Consider the following 18064-nt stretch of genomic DNA (forward strand, 5'->3'; position numbering starts at 1 on the left):
TTGATGAACTGTTAATTTGGCTATGTTAACACGAATGAAATGTTACGACAGTGGCAAGTTGCTCGCTGCGAGTGTATCCAAAGCCAGAATTTTCTCGGCCTAGGCTAAGCCAATCAGTTAACCAAGCGCACCGAGTACTCTATGCTTAAACTCGCAATCCGAAGCGAGTATTTGTTCGCGGCACAGATCGATGTCGACGCCTTCTAATCCCTCAATGGCTGAGACTTGCACGCGTTCAATGTAATGAGGTGCGAGGGCGATAAAGGCATTGACTGCGGCGTAGGAACCCGCAAGTTTTGGGCGACAATGTTGGTTGTAGGCCGCTTCATTATCGGCATTGAGTGAAATCGATAACGCATCTACACACTCAGCAAGTTCGGGCAGAATATTACGTCTGTGAACCAGATTACCTAAACCATCAGTATTCACCCTCACTCGGCCGCCGCGGCGTTTTATTTCCTTGGCCACAGCCAGTAGAGTTGGTAGATTCAGTGTTGGCTCGCCATAGCCGCAAAACACATATTCTTCAAAGTCTTCCACATTTCCTAGTAGCGGGATGATTTCTTCAGGCTTGGGTTGGTGGCTTAATGCCAGTTGATACTCATGAATTTGTTTACTGCCATTATGTTTAGGGCAAAAAGCACAGCGCAGAGTGCAACGCCCCGTGATATTCAGATAACGACTCCTGCGAATATCATAGACTAAGGTTTCAGTGGCACAGGTTTCATTGGTGCAAACCTCCGCTGTAATGTTGCCATTGGCTAAGGTTTCAGTGGCTTTGAGTTGCGTTGGCTTAATTTGGGCTGGCTGCGAGGTTGGCATTCGATCTATTTTCATACTATCGACTTTTTTGGCATCTTGGCGGTCACTTAGGTTGAGTGTAACCAATGACCAGCAGGATAACTGCCACTTAGATCGCACTACGTGTTTTCCTATTCATAGATCTCAGAGGCAAAAAAGAGAGCCTAGGCTCTCTTTTTATAAGGTAAAAATGAATGACCTAATTCCACTAATCCTGCTTATAGTCCAATTCATTTAAGGCAGTTAAGGATACCTTGTGGCTCTCATTGGTGTGTAAATGTATATCCTGCGTTTTTTTAGGGCGCCACCACCAATGATAGAAGCGGCTACCAAGGCGCTTGACATCATCGAGTATGATATACAGCAAGGGTACCAGAATTAAGGTCACCACAGTCGAGAACAGGATACCGAAGGCGAGGGAGGTCGCCATAGGAATCACCACTTGCGCTTGCAGGCTACGCTCAAGGATGATCGGTGCGAGGCCTACAAAGGTTGTAAGTGAGGTTAAGATAATCGCCCTAAAACGATAACAGCCTGAATCTATCGCTGCTTGTTTTATTGATTGCCCTTGCGCCCGCGCGCGGTTAACAAAGTCAACCAAAATCAAGGAGTCGTTTACCACCACCCCAGCTAGCGCCACAATCCCACAGAGGCTAAGCACGCTAATCGATAGGCCCTGGATGAGGTGGCCAAAAATGGCGCCAATAATGCCAAAGGGGATTACTGACATAATAATTAAAGGCTGACTATAGGATTTCAGCGGCACCGCCATTAAGGCATAAATAGTAAACAGGGCAAAGAAGAAACCTTGCATTAATCCAACCATGGCATTCTGCTCATCTAAACTGCTGCCATCGAGGGTTGTTTGAATGCTAGGGTACTTGCTTTGTAATTGGGGTAAATAAGTCTCTTGGATTTCATTGACCACTTTGGAGGGTTCAACGATATTTTTATTCGCGTTAGCAGTAATGGTTATTGCCCGTTTACCATCTACACGAGTGATAGAAGCAAAGGACTCGCCCTTTTCAATTTCTGCCACGGTAGAGAAGGGCACTGCAGTGCCTTGAGGTGTGCGGATCAACATATTTTCAAGGTGGCCAAGGGTTCGGCGTTGTTCTAATGGGTAACGCACCATCACTTTGACTTCTTCCTTGTTGCGCAAGATGCGCTGGGCTTCATAACCGTAGAAGCCATAACGAACTTGGCGGGCGAGATCCGAAAGTGTAAGCCCTAACGCTTCGGCTTCAGGGCGAATTTTTAGGCGGATTTCATTGCTACCCGATGAAAAATTATCAGCAATGTCATATACGCCTTCATAGGAAGCCAGTTTTTGCTTGATCTCCTTCGAGGCCGCCGATAATTCATCCAAGGAGTTCGATGATAACCTGAAGGAAATATCACCACCGCCACCCATGTTACGACCACCGTTAAGATCGAGTTTTTTTACCGACAGCAGTTCAGGCAATTGTTCGCGCCAAGCTGCTGAAATGGTATCGGCATCAATGTCCCTCGCTTCACCTTTGACAAGCTCTGCAAAAATGAAGGCCGAGGTGCGAGAGTCCATATTAATAAAACTATGTTTAACCACCTCATAGCCATATTTTTGGGCAATATCGGCGTTCATTTTATATAAGGCATCTTCAATATCCTGAATCACCTTGAGAGTGTTTTGCTCAGAGCTGCCTTCATCCATTTCCAGTTGTACTTGGATAAAATCCGAGGCTAGATTGGGAAAGAATACCCAACGTACTTTTCCGCTGAGCACTAATGCTATGGAGAGGATTAATACACCGATAAAAACCGCCAACACGTTATAACGATGCTGGATACAGCGCTCGAGGAAGTTACGGTAACTATGGTGAATTAAGTGTTGAACGCGATTATTAAATCTGTCCTTGAAGCGACCAAATAAACCAGTTGGTTCACCTAGCTTCCTAAACTTCATATGGGCTAAGTGCGCGGGCAGAATAAATTTAGATTCTACCAGTGAAAATGCCAGACACATGATCACGACCATACCGATGGATTTCCAAATAATCCCCATGGGACCAGAGACCATCAACATAGGAATAAAGGCAGCGATAGTGGTTAGCACCCCGAAGGTTGCGGGCATTGCCACCTTTTGCGCGCCGCGGATCACATTGTCAATCGAGTGCCCATGATGCTCAACTTCATAGTAGGCACTCTCGCCAATTACAATCGCATCGTCGACCACTATTCCTAACACCAGAATGAATGCAAATAGGGTCATCATGTTGATAGTCATCGAAAACGGTTCGAGGGGCATCAATAATATTGTGCCAAGGAAGCACACTGGGATGCCCATCATGACCCAAAAGGCCAGCTTGAGATCCAGAAATATAGCAAGGATGATGAAAACCAGCAGTGCGCCATAGAACATGTTGGATAACATCATATTGAGGCGATCTTTTAGGTAGTGAGTCATATCACCCCAAGTGTCTAGCTTGGCATTGGCTGGTAATGTAGCGCGTCGATCTTCAACATATTGTTTTACCTGCGCAGCAATTTCTAAGGCGTTTTGATCGTTGACGCTAGTGACTTCAATAATGGCAGCGGGTTTTCCATTAAAGCGCGTATACTCCAAGCGTTCTTCAAAATCGTCCTTAATGGTTGCGACCTGAGGCAGCATCACCCGGCTACCATCTGGGCGCGTGGTGACGACGATATTGGCAAAATCATCGCCGGTGTAAGCTTGGCCTTTGGTACGCAGCAGAATGTCACCATCCTCCGCGCGAATAGAGCCGCCGGGTAAGTCGATAGAAGAGTTTTGCACCGCCATGGCGACTTGCGAGAAGGTTAAGCCATATTCCCGCAATTTATCCTCTGAGACTTCGATGCCGATTTCATAATCGCGAACACCCGTAACTTTAGCACGGGTCACGCCGGGGAGCTGGGTCAAATCATCACGAACTGATTTAGCTAATTCCTTCATATCGTGCAGTGACATTTCACCATAGATCGATACCCACAACACAAAGTTTTCGGGCTCCACCTTAAAAATTTCTGGCTTTTCAATATTTGCAGGGAAGGTGGAGATTGCATCTAAGCGTAATTTAGCTTCATCCAACAGGTTCTGAACATCGTAACCATCTTCTACTTCAATATTGATTGTACCAACTCCTTCACGGGCCACCGAGGTGACTTTTTTGATGCCGTTGATATCTTGGATGGCTTCCTCAATTTTAATGTTAATACCTTCTTCGATTTCTTGGGGGGCAGCCCCAGGATAAGCCACTGAGATATTAAGTAGATTGAGTTCAAATGGTGGGTATACCTCTTTATTTATCAACACAGTGCTAAATAGGCCACCAATCAGCAACGCCCACATTAACAGATTGGCCGCGACGTTGTTGCGGGCAAACCAAGCTATGATCCCTTTTTGTGTGTCCATTATTTCACTCCAGTCGCCGCAATATTCGACTCAGGAGCATCTTCCTTAGGCGTTGGCGTTTGCACTGGTTTGGCATTTTCACCGATCACTTTAACTAATTGACCATTCGCCATATTGTTAAAGTGGGTGATGGCAACGCGCTCACCGGTTTTTAAGCTGTCCTTGATAAATACGTTTTCAAGATCACTGCGCACGACATTCACATGGCGCATCTCGACAATATTTTGCTCGTTAATTAAGGCGACATGCTCATTACGCACTACATGGCGCGGCAGCTTAACGATTCCATCAACAGTGCGTCCCTTAATCACGGCGTTGACAAAACTACCGTATTTCAGCGGTAAACTGCCTTGGGTTTTGTGCTCACGCAGGTACGGATCTTTAATTTCGGCCACGAGGTAAACCATGCGGTTATCGGCATCAATTACGCCTTCGCTACGAATAATATTACCCAGCCAAGTGTTTTCCTTACCCGCCAATGAGGCGCTTAAGGTGACTTGGGTATCAGGATTATCGACCGATTCCAAATAGGCTAAATCATCGTTTGAGATAGGTAGACGAATTTCGGCAATGCTAGTGTCGTACAACTCTCCCAAGTTAGTGCCTAATGTAACATACTGACCTAAATCGACATTTCTGGCTTTGATAATGCCATCAAAGGGGGCGCGTATAACGGTGCGTTCTAAATTGCGCTGTGCGCGTGCTAGTGCTGCTTGGGCATATTTCACATTAGCTTGTTCTTTTTTCAGCTGTGGAATGCGTAAACCCAACTCTGGCGGCAAGCCTTTGTCATAACCCTTAAATTCGATTTTAGCGACTTCACCACGGGCGATTTCTTCATTCAGTGCTGCGGTTGCTTGAGCCAAAGTGGCCTCAGCTTGCATTAAATCGGCTTCGTAATCCGAAGGTTCGATTTGGGCTAACTGATCACCTTTCTTCACTATGCCACCGGCCACAAATTGCGGTGAAATGCTTAGCATTCGCCCTTGGACTTCAGTTACTAGTTGCGTCTTGTATTTAGGGGTAACCACGCCGTAGGAGGGAAGATTAAGCGATACGGTTTGCTGCTCAACCTGAGTGACATCCACAACAGGGATAGGCATTTCTTCGGGTTTCTGCTCCGGTGTTTCTTTGGTTTTCATTAACAAACCAGCGCCCACAATAAAGAGCAGTAGTATAAATAAAGGAGATAATCTCCTAAGTAAGGTTTTGATCATATGATTGTTACATCCGTGCTAAATCGCTTAATGCGCCTAAAGTATCAGAGTCAGGCAGTGCAATAAATTTATTTTTGTAAATAAAATGTGTCTAAAGATGATGGCAAGTGAGTACCAGATGCCATGTCTTTTTTGATAACAGTGATGAAATACGGATTGTTAGAGCGTTTGGGTCACTATTGGTTTCGTCTCTATCAGGTATGGTGGGCATAAAAAAGCCGCATTACGCGGCTTTCGGGAGGGTTTAAGCTTGCTTCTTGCGGGCAATTTTAGTGGCTTTTTTAGCAGCCTCTTTTTTGTTGGTCCGCTTTGCCGCTTCTTTGGCTTTTACTTTGGCCTTTTTCTTGGTTGGTACTCGCGCCTCTTTATGTTTAGGGCGCAGTTCCTCAATGATTCGGCGCTTAAGCGGTTGTTCGATATAACGCTCAATCTTACCGACAATCCGCATATCGTGGGCTTCGGCCAATGAAATTGCCGTTCCTTTTGCTCCCGCTCGGCCAGTACGACCAATGCGGTGGATATAACTATCGGCAGAACGCGGCATGTCGAAGTTAATCACATGGGTGATATCATCGATATCGATACCGCGGGCGGCCACATCAGTCGCGAGTAACACATTCACTTCACCTTTGGTAAAGCGACTTAAGGCTTGGAAACGTTTCTTCTGTTCCATATCGCCACGCATAAAGGCGCAGGGGATACCAGCTTTAAGCAACTGACCTTCGAGGCTAGATACCACATCGCGAGTCTTTACGAATACGATGGCGCGTTTAACCTCTTCCTGCTTGAGTAGATGGCACAGCAGGGCAAACTTATGTTCTTTATCGTCGGCAAGGTGGATCCATTGGTGGATCTTGGCTTTCTCTTTACGCGGCGCGTCGACATCGATTTCGATAGGGTCGTTAAGTACTTCACGGGCAAAACGGATAACGCCACTGCCTTCGAGGGTAGCCGAAAACAGCATATTTTGCTTACGACCTTGGGCTTCGAGGGCGATAGCTTTAACTACGGCGGAGAAACCCATATCCAGCATGCGGTCGGCTTCGTCGATGATCAGTATGTCGACCGATTCCGCACTGAATTTGCCTTTATCTAAATATTCCATCAGACGGCCTGGGGTCGCCACCAGAATATCGATATTGTCTTTTAGGGCTTCTTCCTGCGGGCCATAGGGCACTCCGCCGGTGATAATGGCGATATTCAGCCCTTGGCCTGTGGCTAAGTGGCAGGCATAACGGTGAATTTGGCTGGCTAACTCACGGGTAGGTGTCAGGATCAAAATCCGCGCATGACCCGAATAACGACGGGGAAAGTCGATTAAGTGTTGCAGCGCTGGCAATAAGAAACTGGCGGTTTTACCTGTACCCGTCGGGGCGCGCGCTAAAATATCCCGCTGCTCTAGGGCGTGTGGCAGGGTTTCTTGTTGGATAGTGGTGGGCGACAGGTGCCCCATGGCTTTAAGTGACTCTAATAAGCTAGGGTCAAGCTGAAAATCTTCAAATTGCATGCGCGGCGTCTCGACGAATAATAGCCATGTATTATACGGCTTATGCCCATTAACTTAAATAACTTAATCCCAATCAATTTACTTTTAAGCCAGGGTCTAGGATCGAGGTTTATTTGTGAAAATGTATTCAGCGTTTTAGGTGTTTTGCCGAGATTTATGGCATCTTGAGGCAGACATTTGGCAAAAGATGTATAAGATAAAAGTGATGTTGTAAAATTTATGGCTTTTGTTGAGAGTATTCGAAGGATTGACTCGTCGTTGTATGGAGTCTTAACAATAAATTGATGCTGCCCATAGATAATGGTCATTATTCTTTGGTTTTCAAGCGTTAGCCCTGCTTGTGTTGGCAGATTTTTTGGTTTTGAATATTTTATATGGGCTTGAATTTTATGGTTTTAGATTGGTCGTCACAGTTTTTTATCTCCTCCCAAGACAGCTTATTGCTGAACGTCTATTACGACCCGTCACTGGTGGTTATCTCGATTTTGATTGCCATTTTCTCGGCTTTTATGGCATTCCAAGTGGCGACCCAGGCAGCCTATACGCAATCTAAATCTCGCCAACAAATTATGTTGCTGACTGGGAGTGTTGTCCTAGGTGGTGGTGTTTGGTCAATGCATTTTATTGGCATGTTGGCCTTTGATTTGTGTACGCCAGTAACCTATCAATTCGGTCTGACGGCACTCTCATTATTACCCAGCATTGCCGCTTCATGGGTGGCTCTTAATCTATTATCAAAGCCCAGTTTTAAGTTTGCCCAAGTATTCGTGAGCGGTGTGTTAGTGGGCGCAGGGATTGGGACCATGCATTATGTGGGGATGGCAGCCATGGAAATGGCACCATTGTTACGTTATGACCCGGTATTTTTTGCCCTATCCATTGTGGTCGCAGTGATACTCGCCGTGATTGCTCTATGGGTTCGAACTGGGTTAAATCAGTTTTTCTCCTCTAAAATGCGAACGAGTAAAAGTAATTTTATTGCTAGCATTGTCATGGGGTTAGCTATATCAGGCATGCATTATACTGGCATGGCTGCTGCACGTTTTGTTAAACCAGAAGGATTAGAATTAAGCCTTCAGTCATCGTTTATTTCCTTTTATCTTGCCCTGGGTGTTTCTGTCGGCACTGTGCTAATTATCAGCTTGGTGCTGATTGTGAATGTGATTTTTAAATATAAAGATCTGTCTCTACTGGCTAAATCTAATGAAGACAGAATGCGTGCGATGATGGATACCGCAGTGGATGGTATTATCACCATTGATGGTCAAGGTATTATTATCAGCGTCAACCAAGCGGTTACCATGATCTTAGGTTGGTCCTCCGAAGATTTGCTTGGGCATAATGTCAAAAAAATTGTGCCCGAATCGATTCGAATCCATCACGATAACTATATTGCTAAATATGTTAAAACCCGTGAAGCACAAATTATTGGTACTGGACGTGAGGTATTAGCACAACATAAGAATGGTCATTTAGTGCCAGTTCGCTTAGGTCTGGGCCATATGATGCTGGGGAAATCCCATTATTTTGTGGGATTTATATCAGATCTCAGCCAGCGACATGAGATGGAGTTAGAGTTAAAAAATAACGAGGCCAAGTTCAGATCCTTAATCAGTAATATTCCAGGGGTTGCCTACCGTTGTAAGAATGTTGATGGTTGGCCGATGGTTTATATCAGCGACGCAGTATTGAATATAACGGGTTATCCAGCCTCAGATTTTGAACTCCCACAGCCTAAACGTGCTTTTTCAGAGCTTTATTATCCAGAGGATGTTGAGGCTATTTTTGCTCAGGTTCAGCCACCAACATTTTCAATGGAATATCGGATCATTCGTGCAGATGGCGAAGTTCGCTGGCTCTTTGAGCATGGAAATTTCATTTTTGATGAACATAGTGATGAAGGATGGATTGACGGCTTCTTGATGGATATTACTGAGCGTAAGGCTATGGAGCAGGATCTCCTAACCGCTAAAGATAATGCCGAGCAAGCCGCAGCGGCTCGCGCTGCCTTCTTAGCCAATATGAGCCATGAGATTCGAACCCCAATGAACGCCATCATTGGCTTTAGTGATATTTTGTTAGAGTCGACACTGGATAGTGAACAGCAAAAACAGCTCACAACCATCAATCGCTCCGCTAAATCCTTACTGCATCTACTCAACGATGTGCTCGATAGTGCGAAGTTAGATAAAGGCAAACTCGAGCTAGAAAACCGCGTATTTTCCTTAACTGATGAAATCGATACTGTAATTTCAACCCTTTGGTTGCAGGCGAAGAAGCAGCACTTATTACTTGAGGTGGATATCGCACCAAGTATGAATGCCAACTTCATTGGCTCGCCGGAGCGGATCCGGCAGGTGTTACTGAACTTGATTGGTAATGCAGTGAAATTTACAGCCCAAGGAAAAGTCACGGTAAGAGTGTTTCCGCAAGAAAAACACAAGGTAACATTTGAGGTTATAGATACAGGGATCGGCATGTCGCCGGAGCAGCTTAATCGAGTATTTGAGGCATTTGCCCAAGCCGATGCTTCCATGAGTCGAAAATACGGTGGCACAGGTTTAGGGACTACGATTAGCAAGCAATTAGTTGAGTTAATGGGGGGAAGCATAGAGGCGGAGAGTCAATTAGGTCTAGGAAGTACCTTCCGCTTTACCATTCCCTTAGTCCCGAGTATTGAAGACTTAGCCTTGCCACAGAGTGAAAAAATCTCGCTACCGCCGCTGACTATTTTAGTTGTTGATGACATTCAGCAAAATATCGATTTACTTTCGGTTTATTTGAGTCGCCAAGGGCATAGCGTGATCACCGCCCGTGATGGTGAGCAGGCGCTGTTGCGGATGCAAAAAAATGATATCGATGTCACCCTCATTGACCTGCAAATGCCGGTTATGGATGGATTAACTGCGGCAAAACATAGACGCCAACAGGAACTCGAGTTTGGGTTAAAACCTATGCCTATCATTGCACTTACGGCGAGTGTGCTTGAGCAGGATAGAATTGAAGCTAAGCAAGCCGGTATGGATGGTTTTGCGAATAAACCTATTGATTTTGAAATATTAAATCAAGAAATAGCTCGAGTCTTAACGTTGAATCTGCCTAGTTTGCCTAATCATGCGAATGAACCAGACCGCAATGCTATTGTCGATGAGCAAAGAGGAATAAAGCTTTGGGGAAGCAAAGAAGCATTTATTCGCGAGTTAGCAAAATTTATCGCTCAATGGCCAGATAAGTACCAACAGCTTGAGCATGCCTTAAACGAAAAGCAGAATCAGCTTATCAAGCAGTTAGCCCATGGGCTAAAAGGCATATCTGGTAATTTAGGCTTATTTCGTTGTATGAGTCTATTTGCTTCATTAGAACAGCAGGTCGATGCAAGTGGTGAGTCTGCTCTATCTATTCAACAGCTTATGGCTGAAATTGTTGCGACCTTAGCTCAAGTTTCTCTCTACATTCAGCATGCCGATAGCTCCTTGTATAAGTCGCATTCTGTGGACTTAAGTGATCCAAGTGAAGTGCTAGCCCATATTGATTCTTTACTGATAGCAGTAACTCACCATACCTTTGACGAGGCTGATTTGGCTGCCTTAAATCATATTAATAAAGATTATGAGTCTTCGGTTAGCGCCATAGTTGATGCTTTAGATAATTTTGATTTTGATATTGCCCATGATGCACTGACTAACTTGCGGCTTGCCATCAGTTCTAATAAGGAATAGCTATGCAGACAGTTACAGAGGATAAGAAGACCTTATTACTGGTTGATGATGAGCCTGTTAATTTGCGAGTCCTAAAACAAATATTGCAGCAAGACTATCGGCTAATTTTTGCCAAAAGTGGTGAAGAAGCCTTGGGGTTGGCCAAAATTGAGCAGCCATCTTTGATTTTGCTCGATATTATGATGCCAGATATGACAGGGCTTGAGGTATGCAAAGCACTCAAAAGTGTTAAAGAGACGCAATCAATTCCTGTTATTTTTGTGACTGCGCTGAACGATGAGCACGATGAAGCGGCAGGTTTTGCGGTAGGGGGCGTGGATTATATTGTAAAACCTGTGTCACCAACCGTCGTTAAAGCTAGGGTAAAGACGCACTTGTCATTAGTTCAGGCTGAAGAACTTCGACGCACCCGGCTTCAAGTTATCCAACGTTTAGGCCGCGCTGCCGAATATAAAGATAATGAAACGGGCACCCATGTGCTGCGCATGAGTCATTATTCAAAAATACTGGCTTTGGCTTACGGCCTGAATGAGGCGCAGGCGGATGATTTATTGCACGCGGCGCCCATGCACGATATTGGCAAAATAGGCATTCCAGATAGCATTATGCTTAAACCCGCTAAGTTGTCTGATGACGAGTTTGCCGTAATGAAGACCCATCCCCATATCGGTGCCGAAATTATTGGAGAAGCTGATTCCGAGTTGTTGCGATTAGCCAAATCCGTCGCACTGACCCACCATGAGAAGTGGAACGGTACTGGTTATCCAAATGGATTAAAGGGCAAAGACATTCCATTAGAGGGACGGATAGTTGCCTTGGCGGATGTGTTTGACGCGCTTACCAGTAAGCGTCCCTATAAAGAAGCTTGGTCAATCGAGCAGACCATGGAATATATCCACCAGCAGAGCGGCGTGCATTTCGATCCTGAGTTAGTGCGCTTATTTACCGAAAACTTAGACAAAGTGCTTGAGATCAAAAATAAATGGATAGATAGCTGAAATTAGATTCGCTACAAAAGATAAGGCTCTTGATGCGAGCCTTATCACTATACCAATTATAGTTTTAGGTAAAAATCTTTCGTTAGTTCAATCATTTGCTCGGTATAACGGCCATCTTCCCCACGTATGGTGAGCTCTGTGTGCTGATAGGGTTCATCCTGACTTTTAGTCAACAGAGTCTTAGCCAAGAGCAGCAGCACGCGGTTTGCAATCTTATCTTCCACGCTTTTTACGCTCACTTCTTGCACAAGATAAAGTTCAGTCTGATGTAGGCAAGCTTTAAAGCGCGTCAAGCTTTGGGTGGGTAGGATCAGGCTGGCGTGGCCCTCATGCGACAGGCACTGACCGATCGCCTCGAGTAAGGGCGTAAAGCCTAAGTTGTCAGTGTGACGTGCCATCGCCCTGTGTTGTTCATTTGCCTTGGGGCCATGCTCAAAGTAGGGCGGATTGCAGATGATATGGTCGAAATATCCTTTATACTCAGCTTGTTGGCAAACGTGCTGAATATCGCCATGGATGAGCTTACATCTATCCGCCCACGGACTTTGCGTCATATTGTATTGGCACGCCGCGGCGGCTTTTTCTTCCAACTCAACGGCTGTGATCTGCCCTTGGCTGCGCTGCGCCGCCATTAAACTCAATAATCCACTTCCCGAACCAATATCGAGAATGTGCTTGGCCTGCGACAGCGGAGCCCATGCACCTAATATCACGCCGTCGGTGCTGACGGGCATACCGCAATTAAGATCGTCAATGTGGAATTGTTTAAAGGTAAATGCCATTGGATATCAGACTATCGAGTGAATTAATGGGGGCGATTTAAGATTGCCACTATTTTAAAGGGCTGCTCGCGCTTTCGCTAAGATTTTTATGGGGGCGTGAAATAAGTCTATTCTTCCATTTAGATCTATTTTTTGTATTTTTTATGCTGTTTGGAGGCGAAGTTCACTTAATTAACGGTTTAATTTATTACCTCGGCAACGCATTGTTAGCAGTTAATTAGCATTACAGGGCTTTTTTTGTTAAAAACAATCTTGTCTGTTGTATTGGTTTTTGAATTCTGATATTAGTTTCGCCCCCATTTTTAATCAATTTTATGATTAACGGATAGGTGAACGGGTTTTTAGGTGAATAAATCGGCAGTGAAGCCAATTTTTAGTTCATTTTTGTTTATAAACTCAGCAGATATCGCACATATTTACCACGGAATTGTGTAAACATAGATTTGCACTCCGGATGGGCTTTGTTTTAGCTATGGCTAATCGACACATAATCACTTAAGTTTATTAAAAAACAATAAGACAAGATGGGGCTTTCCGTGCAAGACAATCAGATGAGTATTGGGGATACATTAGGCTTAGGTTTTATGACCTTCGCGTTTTTTTTGGGGGCGGGTAACTTAATTTTTCCACCCTTTGCGGGTATGTTGGCCGGGGAAAACATGTTCCTTGCCATGTTTGGTTTTCTCATCACTGCCGTAGGTTTACCTTTAGTCGGGCTTATTGCTGTTGCTAAGGCTCAAGGTAAGGTTATGGCAATGCTGCCAGTGTTTGCGGCTACCGCATTAGCCATTGCGATTTACATTATTATTGGGCCTGCGTTTGCGGCGCCGCGTACAGGCCTCGTTGCCTATGAAATCGGTGCTAAGCCCTTTATCGACAACACTACGGCGACCATTATGCTCGGTAGCTTGTCGCTGAATCTGTCGCAACTTATCTACACTCTGTGCTTCTTTACTGTGACTATGCTGCTGGCATTGTTCCCTGGTAAGTTACTCGACAGCGTCGGTAAAGTATTAACCCCTATCCTATTGTTATTGCTGGTCGGTTTAGCCTTATCTGTGGTGTTTTTACCCGCTTCTGATGTTGGTGCTGCCGTCGGTGATTATCAAAACCATCCGCTGACCAAAGGTATCCTCGAAGGCTATAACACTATGGATACCCTAGCGTCTTTGATGTTCGGTATGTTGATTATCGATCTGCTGCGTAAAAAGGGTATCGATCAGCCAAGCGCGCAGACTAAATACTTGATCCGCGCAGCCTTTATCGCGGCTGCAGGGCTTGCTTTTGTTTATGTGTCACTGTTCTTTTTAGGTGCGACGGCGGGTGATATTGCCGTGGGCGCGAAAAACGGTGGCGAGATTTTAACTAACTATGTGACTCGCGAGTTTGGCAGTTTAGGTACTGTATTGCTGTCTACCGTCGTGACCTTAGCCTGTTTAACCACGGCGGTCGGTTTAGTGAGTGCCTGCTCAGAGTTTTTCAATGAGCTGATGCCAAAGTTGTCTTACCGTTTCTTAGTAGTTCTGCTGAGCGCCATTTGTGCCTTGATCGCAAACGTTGGTCTGTCGCAGTTAATTACTATCAGTATTCCGGTGTTGATGGCGGTTTACCCTGTCGCGATTGCCTTAGTGGCGGTGACCTTCTTGACCGAATACTTCCCGCGTCCACAGTTTGCCCATCGCGCAGCACTGTCGGTAGCCTTGCTGTTTGGTATTTTCGATGGGATGAAAGTCGCGGCGAAAAGCCTCACTGGTGAAGACGGTAAAGGCGTGACGGAAGCGGCGCAAAGCTTTATCGACTTAGTCAGTGGTATGTCTCCAACGCTGTCTATCCTACCGCTGTATGAAGAAGGCATGGCATGGTTATTACCAACGCTAGTGGTGATTGTGCTCTGTTTAATCATTCGTGGTAGCGGCGCGAAAACAGTCAGCGCTGCATAAATAAGACGCTGCCAGAAGCAGAATAATTGAGTTAATATCAACGGCATATCTTTAGAGTGCGCCGTTTTTTTATGGAGTTTTTGTGGCTAAAACCTATCAGTGCGATCCGCTTATCGACGCCTTTCTCGATGATCTTTGGTCTAGCAAGGGCTTAAGTGATAACACCTTGAGTGCCTATCGCACCGATTTACGCCATTTTGACCGCTACCAACAGAGCCAAGGCCTGCGGTTAATTGAGGTGGGACAAGCCGATGTGCGTGCCTATTTAGCCTACCGCGTCGAGCAACAATTTGCCCGCACCAGTAGTGCACGTTTGCTGAGTAGTTTACGGCGTTTTTACACTTATTTATTGCAGACCAAACAGATTGCTGGCGATCCTATGGCGTTAATTGAATCGCCTAAATTGAGTCGGCAGTTGCCCGATTCTTTAAGTGAATCTCAGGTCGATAGATTGCTGGCCGAGCCCAATGTGGATGACCCCGTCGAGTGCCGTGATAAAGCCATGCTTGAACTCTTATACGCCACCGGGCTGCGGGTGAGTGAGCTGGTGGGATTAACCATGGAACAGATGAGCCTGCGCCAAGGTTTAGTGCGGATTGTGGGTAAGGGCGGTAAAGAGCGTTTAGTGCCCATGGGCGAGCTGGCCATTACCGAGGTTGAGCGTTACTTAAGCTTTGCACGCCACGAACTCTTGGGCAATATTCAGTCAGATGTGGTATTTCCTTCGAAGCGGGCACAGATGATGACAAGGCAAACCTTTTGGCATCGTATCAAGCTCTATGCGAGCCGCGCTGGCATCGAAACTGAGCTTTCGCCCCATACACTGCGCCATGCCTTTGCCACCCACTTGCTTAACCATGGCGCCGACCTTAGGGTGGTGCAATTACTTTTAGGTCATAGTGACTTATCGACCACTCAAATTTATACCCATGTAGCTCGAGCGAGATTACACGAGTTACATCAACAACATCATCCCCGTGGTTAGGTTTTATAGATCACAAAACTACAGATGGTTGAATTTAGTTACAGTATAAATTTGCATTCTAGCGGGCTTGTCTGTAACTTTTTGCCCCCATACAGGGTCTACTAAGATGACCCATATGTCGCAGAAGCGATTAAATTAATAGGATGTCCCATGAAGTTGACCCGAGCATTATCTTTAGTTGTTGCGCTTGTTGTTGCGCCTCTGGCCAGTGCCGCTACGGCGACCACTCCCGACACTGCTGCGATCAAGCAAAAACTCAGCGAGATGTTAGACGTTGAGGTGATTTCAATGCAGGACTCGCCGATCGAAGGTTTATACCAAGCCATGACCAATCGTGGTGTGCTCTATATCAGCCGTGATGGCACAAAACTGTTCCACGGTAACTTGTACGATCTCGATAAGGGGATGAAAAACCTGACGGAAGCCGCACTTGCTGGCCCGCGTCTAGAGATGATGAAGCCGCTTGAAGATCATATGTTGGTATACAAGGCCAAGGATGAAAAACACGTAGTGACGGTATTTACCGATGTAAGCTGTGGCTATTGCCGCAAGTTGCATAGCCAAATGGCTGACTACAACAAGCTGGGCATTACTGTGCGCTACTTAGCCTTCCCACGTGCAGGCGTGCCATCTGCCAATGCCGATGAAATGCAAGCCATCTGGTGTGCGAAGGATCCATTAAAGGCTATGACCGAAGCTAAGGCGGGTAAAAAAGTCTCCGCGGCGACCTGTGATGCCAAAATTGCCGAGCAGTATGAGTTAGGCACTAGCTTCGGTGTAAACGGCACACCCGCCATCATATTGGAAGATGGCAGCATGATCCCTGGTTATCAACCACCTGCTGATTTATTGCGTACTTTAGATGCGCGTGAATAGTCCTGATTCTGGTAAATTTTCCCCATTAAAGGTGAGCTAAAAGCTCACCTTTTTGTTATCTTAGCCCCATGATTGCTTAAGAGTTTGCTTCCTTGATCCATAAGATAGTCCGTCGTCCAACCGTTGATGATAGCCATTTACCCGCGCACCTTCCGCCGTTATTAAGACAGCTTTATGCCCGCCGTGGTGTTATGCCCAACGAGTGCGAGCTAGTGCTTAAAGGCCTGTTAAGACCCGATACTATGAAGGGATTGGATCGCGCCGCCAAGTTGATTGCCGATGCAATGCAACTGGAGAAGTCGATCCTGATCGTCGGCGATTTTGATGCTGACGGTGCCACTTCGACAAGTGTGTGTATCCTTGCGCTGCGAATGATGGGCGCGAGTAAGGTCGATTATTTGATCCCCAATCGTTTCGACTACGGTTATGGCCTAAGCCCTGAGATTGTCGCCGTGGCGGCAACTAAACAGGCAGAATTGCTTATCACAGTGGATAACGGCATTTCCTCGATTGAGGGCGTAGCCGCCGCCAAGGCCTTTGGTATGCAGGTGGTGATCACCGACCATCACTTACCCGGCCATGAGTTACCAGATGCCGACGCCATAGTGAATCCCAACCAGCCCGGTTGCCAGTTTGCCAGTAAATCGATTGCCGGCGTCGGGGTTGCCTTTTATTTGATGACGGCGCTTCGGGCAGAGCTGCGCACTCGTCATTGGTATCAAGCCCGCGGCATTGCTGAGCCTAATCTCGGTACTCTGCTGGATATTGTTGCCCTTGGCACTGTGGCCGATGTGGTGTCGCTCGATGCCAACAATCGTATTTTGGTTGAGGCGGGATTGGCGCGGGTACGCAGTGGTCGTTGCCGCGTGGGCATTACCGCCTTACTCGAAGTGGCGAGACGTAACCCCGCTAGAATTGTCGCTTCAGACTTTGGCTTTGCGGTAGGCCCAAGGCTTAATGCCGCCGGCAGGCTGGATGAAATGGCGCTTGGGGTCGAAACCCTGCTGTGCGAAGACATCATGCATGCAAGGCGGATGGCGGCAGAACTCGATAGCCTCAACCAAGAGCGACGTGAGCTTGAGGTTGGGATGCAGCAAGAGGCGCTGAAAAGTCTTGAATATCTAAAGCTTAATGAAGAGCAACTCCCGTGGGGTATTGCCCTCTTTCAAGAGGATTGGCACCAAGGGGTTATCGGTATTCTTGCCTCGCGAATTAAAGATAAATACCACAGACCTGTTATCGCCTTTGCCGACGCGGGTAATGGCGAAATTAAAGGCTCGGCGCGCTCCATCAAAGGTTTGCATATGCGCGATCTGCTGGAGTTGGTTAACTCCCGCCATCCAGGGCTTATCAGCAAATTTGGCGGCCATGCAATGGCGGCAGGCTTAACCTTAAAGTCAGGCGGCTTTGCAACCTTTGCTAAAGCCTATGATGATGCGGTGCGTGAACTGTTAAAGCCTGAGCAGCTCACGGGCGAGCTGTGGTCCGATGGCGAATTAACGCCGACGGAACTTACCCTTGAAATTGCTCAGTTACTCCGTAATGCGGGACCTTGGGGGCAGTCCTTCGAGGAGCCATTATTCGATGGCTATTTTAAGATTATCCAGCAGCGGATAGTGGGGGAGCGCCACCTTAAATTAGTGCTTGAAACCCCATGCGGCACTGTGATGTTGGATGCGATTGCCTTTAATGTGGATTTACACACTTGGCCCGATGCGACAATTCAACATGCGCGCATTGTATATAAGCTGGATGTGAACGAATATCGAGGTAATTTCACTTTGCAGTTGATGGTCGAGCAAATTGAACCGATGTGATCCGCGCTGA

General features: G+C 46.3%; 11 protein-coding genes. 6 read left to right on the forward strand and 5 right to left on the reverse strand.

Features of this window, described 5'->3' with window-relative positions:
• Positions 1-117 precede the first annotated feature (117 nt).
• The 4 genes from EYR25_RS10770 to srmB all read right to left on the reverse strand — a co-directional run bounded on the left by EYR25_RS10770 (position 118) and on the right by srmB (position 6937).
• Positions 118-822 (reverse strand): TatD family nuclease-associated radical SAM protein, encoded by a 705-nt coding sequence (locus tag EYR25_RS10770; protein ID WP_052030991.1) that lies wholly within the window; start codon positions 820-822, stop codon positions 118-120.
• Between the two features lie 187 nt (positions 823-1009).
• A complete protein-coding gene (locus EYR25_RS10775; protein WP_133180014.1) occupies positions 1010-4213 on the reverse strand; it encodes an efflux RND transporter permease subunit in 3204 nt (1067 codons plus the stop codon).
• On the reverse strand, positions 4213-5430 hold the full coding sequence (locus EYR25_RS10780) for an efflux RND transporter periplasmic adaptor subunit (protein WP_133180017.1): 1218 nt from the start codon (positions 5428-5430) through the stop codon (positions 4213-4215). The genes EYR25_RS10775 and EYR25_RS10780 overlap by 1 nt, the downstream gene beginning before the upstream one ends.
• 244 nt (positions 5431-5674) lie before the next feature.
• Positions 5675-6937, reverse strand: a complete 1263-nt coding sequence (gene srmB / locus EYR25_RS10785; protein ID WP_023266598.1) for an ATP-dependent RNA helicase SrmB — start codon at positions 6935-6937, stop codon at positions 5675-5677.
• A gap of 374 nt (positions 6938-7311) precedes the next feature.
• On the opposite strand from srmB, the gene EYR25_RS10790 reads away from it, so the two are divergent.
• Together EYR25_RS10790 and EYR25_RS10795 are read left to right on the forward strand one after the other, a co-directional pair.
• Entirely contained in the window at positions 7312-10656 is a 3345-nt protein-coding gene (locus EYR25_RS10790; protein ID WP_133180019.1) for an MHYT domain-containing protein, read from the forward strand.
• 2 nt (positions 10657-10658) lie between these two features.
• Complete coding sequence (locus EYR25_RS10795) at positions 10659-11654, forward strand: response regulator (RefSeq protein WP_133180021.1); 996 nt, start codon at positions 10659-10661, stop codon at positions 11652-11654.
• Positions 11655-11710: 56 nt separating this feature from the next.
• Here the strand turns inward: EYR25_RS10795 and EYR25_RS10800 are convergent, their stop codons facing one another.
• Complete coding sequence (locus EYR25_RS10800; RefSeq protein WP_133180024.1) at positions 11711-12436, reverse strand: tRNA1(Val) (adenine(37)-N6)-methyltransferase; 726 nt, start codon at positions 12434-12436, stop codon at positions 11711-11713.
• 524 nt (positions 12437-12960) lie between these two features.
• On the opposite strand from EYR25_RS10800, the gene brnQ reads away from it, so the two are divergent.
• The 4 genes from brnQ (at position 12961) to recJ (ending at position 18054) form a co-directional block, all read left to right on the forward strand.
• On the forward strand, positions 12961-14376 hold the full coding sequence (gene brnQ, locus EYR25_RS10805; protein WP_023266594.1) for a branched-chain amino acid transport system II carrier protein: 1416 nt from the start codon (positions 12961-12963) through the stop codon (positions 14374-14376).
• 82 nt (positions 14377-14458) lie between these two features.
• Positions 14459-15361, forward strand: a complete 903-nt coding sequence (xerD, locus tag EYR25_RS10810; protein WP_133180026.1) for a site-specific tyrosine recombinase XerD — start codon at positions 14459-14461, stop codon at positions 15359-15361.
• A 150-nt stretch (positions 15362-15511) separates the two neighbouring features.
• Entirely contained in the window at positions 15512-16237 is a 726-nt protein-coding gene (gene dsbC, locus EYR25_RS10815; protein WP_133180028.1) for a bifunctional protein-disulfide isomerase/oxidoreductase DsbC, read from the forward strand.
• 92 nt (positions 16238-16329) lie between these two features.
• The gene (recJ, locus tag EYR25_RS10820; protein WP_133180030.1) at positions 16330-18054 is read left to right on the forward strand and encodes a single-stranded-DNA-specific exonuclease RecJ; all 1725 of its coding nucleotides are present in this window, start codon (positions 16330-16332) and stop codon (positions 18052-18054) included.
• Positions 18055-18064: the final 10 nt, after the last annotated feature.

It is taken from the genome of Shewanella decolorationis (genome assembly GCF_004354305.1).
Taxonomy (GTDB): Bacteria; Pseudomonadota; Gammaproteobacteria; order Enterobacterales; family Shewanellaceae; genus Shewanella; species Shewanella decolorationis.

Coding starts and splice junctions, on each gene's coding strand:
- EYR25_RS10770 (WP_052030991.1), bottom strand. CDS start 822: ATGCCAACCTCGCAGCCAGCCCAAATTAAGCCAACGCAACTCAAAGCC.
- EYR25_RS10775 (WP_133180014.1), bottom strand. CDS start 4,213: ATGGACACACAAAAAGGGATCATAGCTTGGTTTGCCCGCAACAACGTC.
- EYR25_RS10780 (WP_133180017.1), bottom strand. CDS start 5,430: ATGATCAAAACCTTACTTAGGAGATTATCTCCTTTATTTATACTACTG.
- srmB (WP_023266598.1), bottom strand. CDS start 6,937: ATGCAATTTGAAGATTTTCAGCTTGACCCTAGCTTATTAGAGTCACTT.
- EYR25_RS10790 (WP_133180019.1), top strand. CDS start 7,312: ATGGGCTTGAATTTTATGGTTTTAGATTGGTCGTCACAGTTTTTTATC.
- EYR25_RS10795 (WP_133180021.1), top strand. CDS start 10,659: ATGCAGACAGTTACAGAGGATAAGAAGACCTTATTACTGGTTGATGAT.
- EYR25_RS10800 (WP_133180024.1), bottom strand. CDS start 12,436: ATGGCATTTACCTTTAAACAATTCCACATTGACGATCTTAATTGCGGT.
- brnQ (WP_023266594.1), top strand. CDS start 12,961: ATGGGGCTTTCCGTGCAAGACAATCAGATGAGTATTGGGGATACATTA.
- dsbC (WP_133180028.1), top strand. CDS start 15,512: ATGAAGTTGACCCGAGCATTATCTTTAGTTGTTGCGCTTGTTGTTGCG.